Below are 14,352 nucleotides of genomic sequence, written 5' to 3'. Positions count from 1 at the left end.
CATTGTTAATAAAGTAAAGTTTTTGACTTAATAAGAATATAAAGTATGCATATAATAGAGGTAAAAACAGATAAAGAAAAACGACAATTTCTTGATGTAGTAAAAATCATTTATAAAAATGATGATTCGTATATCCGTCCTTTGGATATAATGATTGAAGAAGTTTTTGATCCCGCCGTCAATGATTTTTTTCAGCACGGTGAAGCGACTCGTTTTCTTTTGTTAAATGATGAACATACTCCCATAGGAAGGATTGCTGCATTTATAAATGAAAAAAAGGCTTATGGATTTCAGCAACCTACCGGTGGAATGGGATTTTTTGAGTGTATCAATGATGAGAAAGCGGCATTTAAGCTTTTTGATGCAGCTAAAGAATGGCTGTCAAAGAGAGGCATGGAAGCGATGGATGGTCCGATAAATTTTGGTGAAAATGACAATTTTTGGGGTTTGTTAGTTGAAGGCTTTGCTCCTCCTTCCTTTGGGATGCAGTACAATCCGCTCTACTACAAAGATTTTTTTGAAGCGTATGGATTTGAGAATTATTTCGAACAGGTAACCAATCTGTTGGACCTTAAAAAACCTTTCCCGGAAAGGTTTTGGAAAATTGCGGGATGGATTGGGAAAAAACCCGGGTATCATTTTCGTCATTTTACATGGAAAGATAGCGAAAAGTTTATTCAGGATTTTATTGAAATCTACAATGATGCCTGGCAATTTCATGAGAATTTCACACCAATGAAGGCCGATACATTGCGGAAAGCTTTAAATGAGACCAAGGCCTTTATGGATGAGGAATTGATATGGTTTGCCTATTATGAAGATACACCTATTGGTTTTTTTGTGCAGTTTCCGGATGTAAATCAAATACTGAAACATTTCAATGGTAAAATGAATTTCATTAATAAGTTGAGATTTATTTATTTGAAATGGAGAAAAGTTATGACTCGGACGAGAGTAGTTATTATGGGTATTCGGCCGCGTTGGCAAAGAAATGGTATAGAATCGGGTATTTTTTGGCATTTGAGAAAAGTAGTTGATAAAAAACCTTGGATAAAAGAGATGGAGCTTTCATGGGTTGGGGATTTCAATCCGAAAATGCGAGCACTGCATGAATCCGTGGGAGCTGAATTTTTTAAGAAACATATAACTTATCGTTATCTGTTTGATGAGACTAAAAGAAAGGAAAAACAAAGAGCCTCTGCTATCCCAGTGGATACAAAAGAAAAACTCTTGTCATGATGCGATATTTTGTTTCGAACAAAAAAATCACCTTTGTCTATTGGTCGTTCTATAAACATCGGTTCAAAATTTAAAGGATGAAATTTGAGCAAATTATGAGATTTGTGTAAACCCGCATAAAAATGATTCTGTTGTTAATTTAGGTGATTTCGAGGTTTTTCTTTTTATCGATGGGACAGAGCTCATTTTTTTATTTTAAAAAACATTCGGATTAGTGGGCAAAAGGTGATGGTATTTTGGATTTTAATGATTATTGCAAAAATGTGAAGTGGAGGAAAATCTTTTATTAAAAAGTTTTGGTGATTGTTGATTGATTGATTAATTTTGCCGTCCGATTAGGGTGGATGTAATTTTTCAATTCACCGAAATGAGATACGTACTGAATTTGAGGATAGAAAAATATTTTAAACCATGAAAAAGGGAATTCATCCAGACAATTATCGCTTGGTAGCGTTTAAAGATATGTCCAATGGCGATACATTTATCACCCGTTCAACGGTAAATACTCGTGAAACCATTGAAATCGACGGTACTGAGTATCCGTTGGTAAAATTGGAAATATCAAGTACTTCCCATCCGTTCTATACAGGAAAAATGAAGCTTGTCGATACAGCCGGGCGGGTTGATAAGTTCCGTAACAGGTATAAAAAGCATTTTGAAGCCAAGAAAAAATAACGATAAACGTTTAAAAAATATATTTGTGCCCCGGATATTCCGGGGTTTTTTGTTTTAAACAGTTGAAACGAGCATGAATAAGAAGGTTTGTCAGGACAAGAACATGAATAATCTTTAAGTCATGCGAGTTCCATTCGACCAATAACTTATATTAAATGTATACGAATGAAACGAGCATGGCGGCTTTTGCCACAAAAGAGCATGTATAAAACTCTGAGGCAGAAGTGCACAGGCAGAAGACAGAAGATGTCAATAGTCATTAGTGAATAGTCATTAGTGTTAATGGACTAGTGACTAACGACTAGTCACTAACGACTAATCACTAACGACTAACCACTAATGACTAATTTTAAGCACCAATAGTTCAATTAAATAAGTAAATTTTATACGGATGAATAAGCAAGACCAAAACAGATTTATATAAGTTATTAGGTCGGCGAATCTTATCATGTTCAATCAGTTATACAGAAAAATTTATTTGAAAAATTTTGATTACTGGAAATCTTTTTCTGTTTTTGAGGAGATGCTGAAAATATAATACCTTTTCTTTGGTATGTATATTGCTACTTCAAGCAATTAATAAAGAAATAAGCGGATTTCGGCCTAGTTTGCGGATTAAAATCAGAACAGAAATTATTGCCATTTTTGTTGTTGTCAAAAGTTCAGGGATTAAAACCACTTGTTTCACAAGTTTTGGCCGGAAGCATTGTTTAAGAAAAAAATTAACTGAGAACTTGGATGACATGCGGTTTCCTGTCATATTGACACTTTAAAAAAGACTAATTGAGTTACGGAGATAAAACTTATGGATGATTTTAAAATTAGTATTGATGTCGTTGGGATGAGTGATTATGCTGAAGGGGGACCGGAATTTATCCCTATCATAGGAGAAGATATGGAACAAGATACTGATGATTCTCCAATTCCAACGGAATTGCCCATATTACCTTTACGAAATACCATATTGTTCCCAGGAGTAATTATTCCGATTGCAATAGGTAGGGAAAAGTCCCATCGCCTTATTAAAGATGTTGATGAGACGAAAGGTTATTTCGGTGCACTTACCCAAATAGATTATAAAGTTGATGACCCCGGAGTAAAAGATTTGTATAAAACGGGAACTGTAGCTCGTATAATAAAGATACTGCAAATGCCGGATAATTCTACAACGGTAATAATCCAGGGCAAGAAACGGTTTGAGTTGGAAGAAATGTTGGGCGATGATCCTTATTTTGTGGGGCGTATTCATTTACTTGAGGATACTGAACCTCAAGGGGACAGCACAAGGGAATATGAGGCGGTTGTTTCTTCTCTAAAAGATTTGTCTCTTACTTTGATAAAACAAAATCCCAATGTTCCGCCCGAAGCTTCTTTTGCTATCCGCAATATTGAAAGTCCGGCCTTTTTAATTAATTATATTTCGTCCAATACCGATATTCCCGTAAAAGAGAAGCAGCGGTTGCTTGAAATTCATGATCTTAAAGACAGGGGAATGCGTTTGGTCGAATTTTTAGTTCGTGAGGTGCAGCTTTTAGAAATAAAAAATGACATTCAGTCGAAAGTTAAGCGAGACATCGATCAACAGCAACGGGAATATCTTTTGCAGCAGCAAATGAAAACCATTCAGGATGAGCTGGGCTCAAGTCCTTTAGAACAAGAGATAAAAGAGCTGGAAAAACAAGCTTCCGAAAAAAAATGGTCAAATGAAATTGCTGAACTATTTAAAAAAGAACTTGAAAAACTACATCGACTGAATCCTGCTTCAGGCGAATATTCAATACAGTACAATTATCTGCAAACTTTATTGGAGCTGCCATGGAATGAATATACTGAAGATAATTTTGATCTTAAACGTGCTCAGCGGATATTAGACAGAGATCATTACGGCCTTGAAAAAGTGAAAGAGCGCATCATGGAGCATTTGGCCGTATTAAAATTAAAAGGGGATCTGAAATCTCCCATTATTTGTTTGTATGGGCCTCCCGGAGTAGGTAAAACTTCTTTGGGGAAGTCGGTTGCTGAGGCTTTAGGTCGTAAGTATGTCAGAATGTCATTGGGTGGTTTGCACGATGAGGCTGAAATACGAGGTCATCGTAAGACCTATATCGGAGCCATGCCGGGCAGAATTATCCAGGGGCTGCGAAAGGCTGGATCAGCCAATCCGGTATTTATCCTGGATGAGATTGACAAAATAAGCAATAGTTTCCATGGTGATCCAGCATCTGCTTTACTCGAAGTTTTGGACCCAGAACAGAATAATGCTTTTCACGATAATTTTCTGGAAGTAGACTTTGACCTTTCAAAGGTTATTTTTATTGCTACGGCTAATACATTGAATACCATTTCACAGCCCTTGCTCGATCGTATGGAGTTGATTGATGTTAGTGGCTATGTGTTGGAAGAGAAAATAGAGATAGCCAAGCGGCATTTGATACCTCAGCAGATGGAAAATCATGGAATTCCCAAGGGTAGAATTTCTGTTTCGAGGCGCACGTTGGCTTATATTATTGAGCATTACACTAAAGAATCAGGGGTAAGAGAGCTGAACAAGACATTGGCGCGGCTGTTCAGAAAAATTGCACTAAAACTGGCTACTGATAAAGAGGTAAAAAAGACTATAGCCGTTTCCGATTTAAGAGAATTTTTGGGTATTGAAAAGTATTCTAAAGAAACCTGGCAAGATAATAAGTTTACAGGTGTTGTTACTGGATTAGCATGGACGGCTGCTGGTGGTGAGATTCTTTTTGTTGAAAGCGGATTAAGTAAGGGTAAGGGGCAGTTATCTCTTACCGGTAATCTGGGTGATGTGATGAAAGAGTCTGCCATGCTGGCTTTGGAATATTTAAAATCACATGCGCGGTATTTGAATATTGATGAGAAAGCTTTTGATGAACAGAATGTTCATGTTCATATACCGGAAGGTGCGATTCCAAAGGATGGACCATCGGCAGGTATTACAATTGTTACTTCATTGGCGTCTTCTTTTACTGGTAAAAAAGTAAAAGCACGGATTGCTATGACGGGCGAAATTACTCTAAGGGGTAAGGTGTTGCCAGTGGGAGGCATAAAAGAGAAAATACTGGCTGCCAAACGGGCAGGAATCCGAGAAATAATACTTCCGCAAGAAAACAAAAAAGATATTGAAGAAATTAAGCCAATATATATTGATGGATTAACCTTTCATTATGTGGATGAAATAAAGGAAGTATTAAATATGGCTTTAGAGGAAAAATAGATAAGATTTGAATTATAGTTTTTATTTTATTGAATGAGAAAAATATTTTTCGTCAAAAGCCGATATAATAGCCTGCATTTTTGTATTGGTGCGTGAAAGGGCCTTACGTACAATTGATTTGGGTATGTGTCTAAAATACGCTTCTGCCAAGGCACCTGTGATTGAGGCGATTGTGTTGCTGGGGCCTCCGATTGATATGGCTAAACGGATAGCTTCTTCATAATCGGTGGCTTCCATAAAAGCTGCAAAGGCTGGTAGTACTGGAGAAATATTGTTTTGGGGTGTGAGCTTTATCTTTTTCCAGTCGTTGACAGTAAGAGAGAAGTCATAATCAAAAGCTTGTCCAATGAAAGTTTTGATTTCTTTTTTAGTGCCTGACTCTCTGCAGATGTATATGGCGGCAGCAACGGCTTTGGCTGCCTGGATACGTTCGGGAATGTTATGAGTTACTATAGTGCTTTTTTCAGCCTCAGTGAGGGCTTCATCAATACTTTTAGCAGCAAAGCCGATTGGGCTGATTCTTCTGGCTGCTCCATCACCTTTGCTGAGGTAAGGTTTTGTATTATCAGATAAAGCCCAACTGAGGAATTGGGGGCGGTATCCCGCTTTGGGAAATAACCGAACCCATTCTTTAAGTGTCTTTTCATAGTCTTTATGGTTTAGGATTGCATCGGCGGTAGCAAGGGTTAATATCGTGTCATCGGTATAAGCCGATGTTGATTGAAATAGTTGAAAGTCAGTATTTGAAGTATTGGTTGTTATAAAGGCAGAACCTATGATGTCTCCAATGATGGCTCCTTTCATAGTTTGTTTAGGTTTTTAAGTTTGGGTTATAAAAATAATAGTACAGCTAATATGATAAGTTTTGAGCTAAAAACAAATTTTTTTTGTAAAAATTATTGTGAGTCCTGAAAAATTGTTTTTACAAGGGGTTTAAATGGTTCTTGTCGGTGTAAATTCGTATATTTGAATGTTATGAGATTGCTAAAACATATAGAACAATTGAATAATTTTATGCTTGTAAGATGAATGAAAAGTTTGATTTTGGAGTATTGATTGCTATTTAAATGGGAACATTTTATAATTAACTTTATGTAGAGGTATCTGCCTTATTTAAGTTTGTAAAATTGGCGAAATTTTCATGCAATAATTATGTAACTGATGAGTTTATATGTATCTGTTACAAAAAAATAAGTTCATTTGTTCTAAATAGCGATAAAGAATTAGTCTTAAATTGTTTTATGTGAAATTTTTTTGAGTAGAATAAATGAAGCAATTTTTAAAATATTTGTTTCTTATTGTAGCCATTTTTAGTGGTGTTTTTTTGTTATGGTATTTTCGGTCAATTGTAATTTTTGTTGTCGTTTCTGCTGTTTTATCATTAGTAACTCGCCCAATATTTGATCTTTTCTGTCGTATTCGTATAGGGAAATTTCAGATAGGTAAAACCATTTCTGCTTTATTAACAGTATTAACGCTATGGATTGTAATTATTTTATTCTTTCGCTTTACAGTCCCGTTAATAGCGTCGGAAGTTCAGTTTTTTTCAAGGATAGATGTCCCGATGGCTTTAGAAAAGGTTGGGAAACTGCTTTCTGATATATTTGCACCTTTGCGTCATTCAGAGTTTGGTCAAACAATTGTAAGTAGTTTGGAACGGCAATTTGAAGAAGCTTTTCTTACACTTTTGAATTTTGACAAGGTACGAATATTTTTTACATCGCTGGCCGGTTTTTTTGGAAGTGTATTCATTGCTGCCTTTTCAATATCTTTTATTACATTCTTTTTTTTGAAAGAGGAGGGCTTACTTATAGGTGGAATCTTGCTATTTGTACCTCAAAAATATGAATCGGGTATCCGGCATGCGTTGTTATCAATCAGATATCTTTTAAGAAGGTATTTTCTTGGGATTCTTATTCAAACCACTTTGGTAGGAACTATAGTGACAATCGGTTTTTCAGTGTTGGGAATAGGTTTCAACCATGCAGCTATTATTGGAATAATTAGTGGATTAATGAATATTATCCCTTATTTGGGACCACTTTTTGGTGCAGTTTTTGGTATAAGTGTGGGTACCCTGGTATATCTACAATTACCTTTGCCTTATTCTTATTTGTCGTTTTTGGGGGGGATGCTTTTGGTTTATGTATTTGTTCAGTTAATGGACAATATGTTGTTTCAGCCACTTATTTTTTCAAGCAGTGTTAAAGCACATCCCTTGGAAATTTTTATTGTAATTCTTGGGGGCGGTTACTTGGCTGGAGTATTAGGGATGTTTTTTGCTATCCCTGTGTATACTATAATTCGGGTTATTGCCAGAGAGTTTTTTAACAATAATGAGGTTGTGAAAAAACTAACCGATAGGATGTAAGTAAGTTTATTGAATGCCTCTTTGTTGAAGCGCTTCTCGAATATTAATTCTTTGTCCGTTTTGTATTGCGGTAATATATGCTTCTTTGAATCCTAATTTTCTTACAATATCCCGAAATTCCAACGCTTCTTCATAAGTAGTAAAAATTCCAAGGGTGAACTGGTTAATGCCACCATAATCAATTTGACGCAGAGAAATCATATTTTGCTTAAACTTCGACATGTCTGTATTAATGTAAGCGCCTACCTGAACACTAAATATTATGCCATCGTCAGGTAATTTAAATCGTAGTGTGTCAGTGGTGGAGGGTAGTATGATAAGCTGTTTGATTTTTGCTACCGAATCTGATGCGATTTCTCTTTGAAGCTGTGATTCTTTCGCAGAAATGATTTCGTTGGAAACCTCTCTTGAGATAGGATTCGAAAACAACTGGTGAAAAAATATATATGCCAAAGAAAATATTAGAAGTGTGGAAACAATTATTAATAGAGTTATGATTTTTCTTTGTAAATGTTTTTTTAGGGTAATTTCTTTTTTTAGTCGGGTTAATTCTTTTTCTAAAGCTTCACGTCTGGTATCTTCTTTCCAACGAATGAAAGCTTGTTCGTGATCGGTCATTTGCATTATATTTTGAACTTAGCAAAGTTATCAAAAGATATTTTAATGAGATCTTTAATAGAAGGGTAAGTGTTTTCCAGAAATGACTCGATGTTTTCGGGGCCAATCCATTTAACTTGGTTTATGTCTTCTTCTTTTTGTGGGGATGGGGCTTTTTCGCCATGATAGATCATTTCGAACCATTTGGTTTCTTTTAAAATAGGAAGGTTATTTAAATGGTAAATATGAAAAGTCGATTTTAAAGGTCTAAGAATTTGAAGATGGCCAATATTACATTCTTCGCTCACTTCTCTGATTGCTGCAGTCTCAAAGGTTTCGCCTTTTTCCAATTTTCCTTTGGGCAAATCGTTGCACCCCCTTCGATGAAGTCCTAAAAACTTTTTTTTATTCCGATCCCATACTAATCCGCCTGCAGCAGGTATGTATTTAAAGTGTTTTTTTAATCGCCGGAATAGTTCTACTTCATTGTGGTGATAAATATATGCCTCTTTGTGAGATTCATGAGATAGAAAGTCCTGGATAAATTTTTTTAATTCTCCCTCGCTTCCCAGTTTATGGATAGCTGAGAAATCGGGTGTTAAGACTGAATCAATTTGGTTTGTTAACAAGAGGACTCTTTCTTTAAAAAATATCTTGTACATTTGCGTCATGAAAAAGTTAGAAGAAATAATTGCTGGCCAATTATTGCAAATAAAAGCAATAAAACTGCAACCTGCAAACCCATTTACCTGGGCTTCGGGATGGGTATCCCCTATTTATTGCGATAACAGGCAAACTCTTTCTTATCCAAATATTCGGAATTTTATAAAAATACAATTTGCCAGGCGTATTATGGAACGTTGGCCTGAGGTAGACGTAATAGCTGGTGTGGCTACCGGGGCTATAGCTCAGGGCGCTATGGTAGCTGATTTGTTGGGGAAACCCTTTGTTTATGTCCGGTCGAGCCCTAAAGGACATGGTCTGGAAAATTTAATTGAGGGTGATTTAAAACCCGGACAAAAAGTAGTAGTTATAGAAGATCTTATTTCTACCGGCGGTAGTAGTCTTAAAGCTGTTGAAGCTTTGAGAAATAACGGTGGTGAAGTACTGGGGATGATGGCTATCTTTACTTATGGATTTAAAGTTGCTGAAGATAATTTTTCGAAAGCAAACGTAGAATTTGAAACATTGAGTAATTATCAAACCCTTATTAAAACAGCTGTTGAAGGGGGATATATCTCTGGTGATGATTTGAGTGCCTTGGCGAAATGGAAAGAAGATCCTGAAAATTGGAAACCATCATTATGACACGATTTGAAAGCGAAATAAAAGATGTTAATCAGCCTGCCTCTGCGATCTATCAGGTGCTTTCCAATTTCGATAATTTTGACCATCTTCTTCCAGAAGATAAGATAAGTAATTGGCAAAGTTTTGGAGATAGTTGTCGATTCGAAGTTGTAGGTTTAGGACAGTTTGGATTAAAAATTGTTAACAAAGATGCTGATAAAATGGTAAAGTATACGGCCGATGGTTCTGTCCCGTTTAATTTTTTTCTATGGGTTCAATTGAAGGAAATAGATTCATCGACCACAAAAATTAAGGTAACATTAGATGCCGATCTAAATCCCATGCTAAAGATGGTGGCTAGTGGTCCCTTAAAGAAATTTGTTGGCCTTCTTGCAGAAGCTATTGCTTCGCATACCTACTAATTTCTAAAGAATAAATTCTACTTCTTTAAAAGCATATTTCGAAATGGTTTGATCCGGTCGTTTTAAACATAGATGTCCGGAAGGTTCTATGGTCGAAATGGTTGCCAAAAACTCTCCATTTTTGTCACGATATTTGAAATAACCTGATTTTCGATAGAGATGTGACAGGTATTGTTCTTCTATGGTTGTGGTATTGCCTTCGATTAATTCTTGATAAAATTTAATTAATGATTCATGAAGTTTTTGAAAAATGGTTTGCAGGTTCCATTCTTTCCCAGAAATCATTTTCATTGAGATACCATTGGGGACAATAGCAGAAAATGACGTTTGATTAACATTTATTCCGATTCCCACGACCGACTGACTAATGCTGTTGCCTTCAAGGGAATTCTCAATCAGAATTCCTCCCAGTTTTTGATGTTGATAATAGAGGTCATTAGGCCATTTAATGTCTATGGGTGTGATAAACTCCTCAAGGGCAACAGCCAGTGCTACAGATATGGTTTTTGAAAAGATGAATTGGTGAGATGCTGGAATAATATCGGGATAGAATACAATCGAAAAGGTAAGATTTTTCCCTGGCTCTGATTCCCATGAATTACCGATTTGGCCTCTACCTCTGGTTTGATTATGAGTGATAACTACAGAACATTCGGCAAGATTTCGTTGTTTTAAAAGCTCTTTTAAATAGGAATTGGTCGATGGGATACTTTTTAATTGGATTATTTCCGGAATTGGCTCCATAATTCTGGTTATTTATTAAGTCATTTTGTCATCCGCTGAGATGGCTGATGACAAAAATAGGCATATATGTTCTATTAAAGTATTATCTTTGAAGGCAAATTAAGTTTGGCATTGTTTTTTCCAGTTTGTGGCATAGGGATGAGTAATTTAATAAAATTGATAATTTTAAATCTGCATGTTAAGAAATTGGTGCCAGAAAAATCAATTAAATTGTACCAGAAAACAGCAATAAAAGGAGCATGACTAAGAAGGTTGCCTAACAATAAGTAAAATATATAAACTTAAGCCAGGTGAATTCCATCAGGGAATAAAATAAATTTTATGGTTGATGAAACAATGTAGAACTATGGAGCCAAGAGGATTAATTGTGACTTTTCAGATTGAACCTAAAATTTATTTGAGTTTTAGTTGAACAATTAAAGAGGGTAGAATGTAAGTTAAACCTCTAACTAGAAAGATTACTATCATATAAATTGTATACAATTGGCCAGATATTAAAGTTGGAAAAAACAAATTTGTTAATGACAGGAAATAAGAGTGAAGTTATTTTAACCGATAAATTGGTAAAAGCAGTAATTGAAGGAATACAAGAAAAAAAAGGGAAGAATATTACCATTCTTGATCTCAGATGTATTGAAAACAGTATTGCTGAGTATTTCGTAATTTGTGAAGGGGATAGCAATATTCATGTTGATGCTGTTGCCGAATCAGTAGAAGAAGTGGTTAGAAAAAATGCCGGTGAAAAGCCCCTTCATGTTGAAGGGAGGGAAAACGCAGAATGGATATTGTTGGATTATTTGGATGTAGTGGTGCATGTATTTCAAAGTGCTACAAGGCATTATTATAATTTGGAAGATTTGTGGGCTGATGCCGACAGAGCTGATATAGAAAATTTATTTTAAACAGATTACTTATTAGTGTTTTTTTTATATGACAAAAAATAATACAGAAAAATACAAAGGTCAATTTCAAGACCAAGAGCAATCCCAAAAATATCAGAGAGATTCCAAACAACCATTGAGGAATCAGGGGAGAGGTTCTGACAGCGGCGATAAGTCGCAAGGACCTAAAATGCCCAAATTTAATGTGTATTGGATTTACGGATTAATCCTGATTGCCCTCATCGTAGTAAGTACTTTTAATTTGGGCCAGGGTCCACAAAGTTTGTCTTATAGCCTGTTCGAGGACCAACTTTTGCCCAGTGGGGACATTAAAAAAATAGTGGTTGTGACCAATGAAGGTGTGGCAGAAGTTACACTTAATGAAGCTGCCCTGGACGAGCACAGTGAATTGTTCAGGAATGGATATACACCAACCAAAATAGGACCTCATTTTGCGGTTAAGATTCCTACCATTGACCGTTTTGAGGAAGCTCGTAAAGATGCTGAAAACAAAAATGATATTAAGATTCCGGTAGAATATGAAGAGAGAGTTAATTTCTTCCGGGATTTTATCGGGATGGTTTGGCCCCTTTTATTGCTGGTTATTATTTGGATTTTTATGTTTCGCAGGATGAGCTCACAAGCCGGCGGAGGAGGAGCCAGTAATATTTTTAGTGTTGGTAAATCAAAAGCCAAGATGTTTGACCGAGAGTCGAATATCAAAGTAAATTTTGATGATGTTGCCGGTCTTGAGGAGGCAAAGCAAGAAGTGGAAGAAATTGTTGAATTCCTCAAAAAACCTGAGAAATTTACCGAATTAGGCGGGAAAATTCCTAAAGGTGCTTTGTTGATTGGCCCTCCCGGTACCGGAAAAACATTATTGGCAAAAGCTGTTGCAGGTGAAGCTAATGTGCCGTTTTTTAGCATGTCGGGTTCTGATTTCGTAGAAATGTTTGTAGGGGTGGGTGCCTCTCGTGTAAGAGATTTGTTCCGCAAGGCTAAAGAGAAAGCGCCTTGTATCATATTTATTGACGAGATAGACGCTATTGGGCGTGCTCGTGGTAAAAATGCAGGTTTCAGCAGTAATGATGAACGCGAAAACACCCTTAACCAGCTTCTTACCGAAATGGATGGTTTCGCATCTAATAGTGGTGTTATTATTCTTGCTGCTACGAACCGTGCTGATATTCTCGACCGGGCCTTAATGCGTGCTGGACGTTTTGACCGTCAAATACATGTCGAACTGCCCGACTTGAACGAGAGAATAGATATCTTTAAAGTTCATTTACGGCCACTCAGACTTAAAGAAGATGTAAGTCCCGAATTTTTAGCCAAACAAACTCCGGGATTTTCAGGTGCCGATATTGCTAATGTTTGTAATGAAGCTGCTTTAATTGCTGCCCGTCGAAATAAGAAGCTGGTAGAAAAAGAAGATTTTATTGATGCGGTCGACCGAATTGTAGGTGGACTTGAAAAGAAAAATAAAATTATCAGTAGGGATGAAAAGAGAAGGATTGCATATCATGAAGCCGGGCATGCGGTTATTAGTTGGTTGTTGGAACACGCACATCCATTGGTGAAAGTGACCATTGTTCCACGAGGAAAAGCACTGGGGGCTGCTTGGTATCTTCCTGAGGAAAGGCAATTAACAACTACAGAACAGATTCTGGACGAAATGTGTTCCGCTCTGGGAGGTAGGGCTGCCGAGGAACTTATTTTTAATAAAATTTCTACTGGTGCTCTTAATGACCTTGAAAAGGTGACGCGTCAGGCTTATGCAATGGTTAGTTATTTTGGGATGAGTCCCAAGCTTGGGAACATCAGTTTCTTTGATTCTTCAGGGCAAAGTGAATATTCTTTTCACAGGCCATACAGTGAAAAGACGGCTGAGCTTATTGATCGGGAAGCTGCTGCGATTATTGAAGAACAATATGCCAGGGCAAAAAGAATATTAATGGAAAATAAAGAAAAACATGCCCGGCTAGCTGAATTATTGCTTGAAAAAGAAGTGATTTTCAGTGAGGACCTGGAAAGGATTTTGGGAAAAAGAAAAGGTGGAACACAACATTTTATTTCTTCCAATCCAAATGGGAATGATCAAAACCAGGAAGGTGGTGAGAAAGAAAACAATTCAGAGCCAAAGAATTTAGCCGAAGAAAAAAAACGCGATTCAGACCAGCCAAATGAAGGAGCATCAAACCAACCAAAATAATTCAAGAGAAATCATACTTTCAAACTTGCGTAAAGCAGGTAAGCGGGCATGGGAAGACCGATGGTCGGAAACTGTTCCGGAAGGCAATGTTTTTGACACCATTTCGGATCCTCCTGCTTATTTTAAACAAGAACTTGAAAGTCTGGGGGGCCAGGTTTTTATTGAGAATAATGAGGTCGCTGCCTGGACGAGGCTGGGAAAACTTAAGCAGGAAAGAGGGTGGAAGCAGTTTTGGGTTGCCGATGAGGAGTTGAAGAAAAAGTGCCTGGAGTTGGATCTCCCGGTATCGGAGTGTGTTCCTGGCGAAGAAGATGAGGATATAAGTGTGGGCTTGACAAGTTGTGAAGCTTTGATTGCCTTAACGGGTAGTATTCTGGTTTCCAGTGCCGCTTCGGGTCGCAAGATTAACATATTTCCCCCTATACATGTGGTTATAGCTGGTAAAGACCTTCTTGTGGATTCCATTAAGGATGGTCTCGAAAAGATTGAAAACAAATATGGAGGTCGACCTTCCCAAATTTCACTGATATCCGGGCCCAGTCGTACAGCTGATATCGAAAAGACGCTCGTTATGGGAGCTCATGGTCCACGTGAGTTAATAACTATAATTTATTAAAGCCATCCAAAGTGACTATTGGTAAGCATGGATAATTTTAACAGGCCATTTTAGAATAGGGGTTTTGGTGATG

At 36.9% G+C, this 14,352-nt stretch carries 13 protein-coding genes; 9 read left to right on the top strand and 4 right to left on the bottom strand.

The window, feature by feature from the left end:
* Positions 1-45: 45 nt before the first annotated feature.
* The 3 genes from BM130_RS00630 (at position 46) to lon (ending at position 5,149) form a co-directional block, all read left to right on the top strand.
* Positions 46-1,239: a hypothetical protein gene (locus BM130_RS00630; RefSeq protein ID WP_010526963.1), complete on the top strand. Its 1,194-nt coding sequence runs from the start codon at positions 46-48 to the stop codon at positions 1,237-1,239.
* 411 nt (positions 1,240-1,650) lie between these two features.
* Positions 1,651-1,914 (top strand): type B 50S ribosomal protein L31, encoded by a 264-nt coding sequence (locus tag BM130_RS00625; RefSeq protein WP_010526964.1) that lies wholly within the window; start codon positions 1,651-1,653, stop codon positions 1,912-1,914.
* 805 nt (positions 1,915-2,719) lie between these two features.
* Positions 2,720-5,149 carry an endopeptidase La gene (gene lon / locus BM130_RS00620; protein WP_010526965.1) on the top strand — a complete coding sequence of 810 codons (2,430 nt, stop codon included), beginning with the start codon at positions 2,720-2,722 and terminating at the stop codon, positions 5,147-5,149.
* A gap of 21 nt (positions 5,150-5,170) precedes the next feature.
* Here the strand turns inward: lon and BM130_RS00615 are convergent, their stop codons facing one another.
* Positions 5,171-5,953, bottom strand: coding sequence for an ADP-ribosylglycohydrolase family protein (locus BM130_RS00615; protein WP_010526966.1), 783 nt, complete (start codon positions 5,951-5,953; stop codon positions 5,171-5,173).
* A 463-nt stretch (positions 5,954-6,416) separates the two neighbouring features.
* Here BM130_RS00615 and BM130_RS00610 point away from each other — a divergent pair, with 463 nt between their 5' ends.
* The gene (locus BM130_RS00610; protein WP_010526967.1) at positions 6,417-7,520 is read left to right on the top strand and encodes an AI-2E family transporter; all 1,104 of its coding nucleotides are present in this window, start codon (positions 6,417-6,419) and stop codon (positions 7,518-7,520) included.
* A 6-nt stretch (positions 7,521-7,526) separates the two neighbouring features.
* On the opposite strand, the gene BM130_RS00605 is transcribed toward BM130_RS00610, so the two are convergent.
* Together BM130_RS00605 and BM130_RS00600 are read right to left on the bottom strand one after the other, a co-directional pair.
* Positions 7,527-8,138 (bottom strand): hypothetical protein, encoded by a 612-nt coding sequence (locus BM130_RS00605; RefSeq protein ID WP_044138527.1) that lies wholly within the window; start codon positions 8,136-8,138, stop codon positions 7,527-7,529.
* A 5-nt stretch (positions 8,139-8,143) separates the two neighbouring features.
* Positions 8,144-8,779, bottom strand: coding sequence for an NUDIX hydrolase (locus BM130_RS00600; RefSeq protein ID WP_044138518.1), 636 nt, complete (start codon positions 8,777-8,779; stop codon positions 8,144-8,146).
* Positions 8,780-8,786: 7 nt separating this feature from the next.
* On the opposite strand from BM130_RS00600, the gene pyrE reads away from it, so the two are divergent.
* A complete protein-coding gene (pyrE, locus tag BM130_RS00595; RefSeq protein ID WP_010526970.1) occupies positions 8,787-9,425 on the top strand; it encodes an orotate phosphoribosyltransferase in 639 nt (212 codons plus the stop codon).
* A complete protein-coding gene (locus BM130_RS00590; RefSeq protein WP_010526971.1) occupies positions 9,422-9,826 on the top strand; it encodes a hypothetical protein in 405 nt (134 codons plus the stop codon). The genes pyrE and BM130_RS00590 overlap by 4 nt, the downstream gene beginning before the upstream one ends.
* A gap of 3 nt (positions 9,827-9,829) precedes the next feature.
* Here the strand turns inward: BM130_RS00590 and BM130_RS00585 are convergent, their stop codons facing one another.
* Positions 9,830-10,570 carry a biotin--[acetyl-CoA-carboxylase] ligase gene (locus BM130_RS00585; protein ID WP_010526972.1) on the bottom strand — a complete coding sequence of 247 codons (741 nt, stop codon included), beginning with the start codon at positions 10,568-10,570 and terminating at the stop codon, positions 9,830-9,832.
* Between the two features lie 521 nt (positions 10,571-11,091).
* Between BM130_RS00585 and rsfS the strand changes: the two genes are divergently transcribed.
* From rsfS to BM130_RS00570, 3 genes are read left to right on the top strand one after another with little or no spacing between them, the layout of a single operon-like run.
* Positions 11,092-11,472: a ribosome silencing factor gene (rsfS, locus tag BM130_RS00580; protein ID WP_010526973.1), complete on the top strand. Its 381-nt coding sequence runs from the start codon at positions 11,092-11,094 to the stop codon at positions 11,470-11,472.
* A 28-nt stretch (positions 11,473-11,500) separates the two neighbouring features.
* Positions 11,501-13,663 (top strand): ATP-dependent zinc metalloprotease FtsH, encoded by a 2,163-nt coding sequence (gene ftsH, locus BM130_RS00575; RefSeq protein WP_010526974.1) that lies wholly within the window; start codon positions 11,501-11,503, stop codon positions 13,661-13,663.
* Positions 13,635-14,279: a LutC/YkgG family protein gene (locus BM130_RS00570; RefSeq protein ID WP_010526975.1), complete on the top strand. Its 645-nt coding sequence runs from the start codon at positions 13,635-13,637 to the stop codon at positions 14,277-14,279. Before ftsH ends, BM130_RS00570 begins: the two co-directional genes overlap by 29 nt.
* The last annotated feature ends 73 nt before the right edge of the window (positions 14,280-14,352 follow it).

The organism is Thermophagus xiamenensis (assembly GCF_900112795.1).
GTDB classification, from domain to species: Bacteria; Bacteroidota; Bacteroidia; order Bacteroidales; family Marinilabiliaceae; genus Thermophagus; species Thermophagus xiamenensis.
Note: the sequence above shows the minus strand (reverse complement) of the source record. Positions and strands in the feature narration are given on the sequence as shown.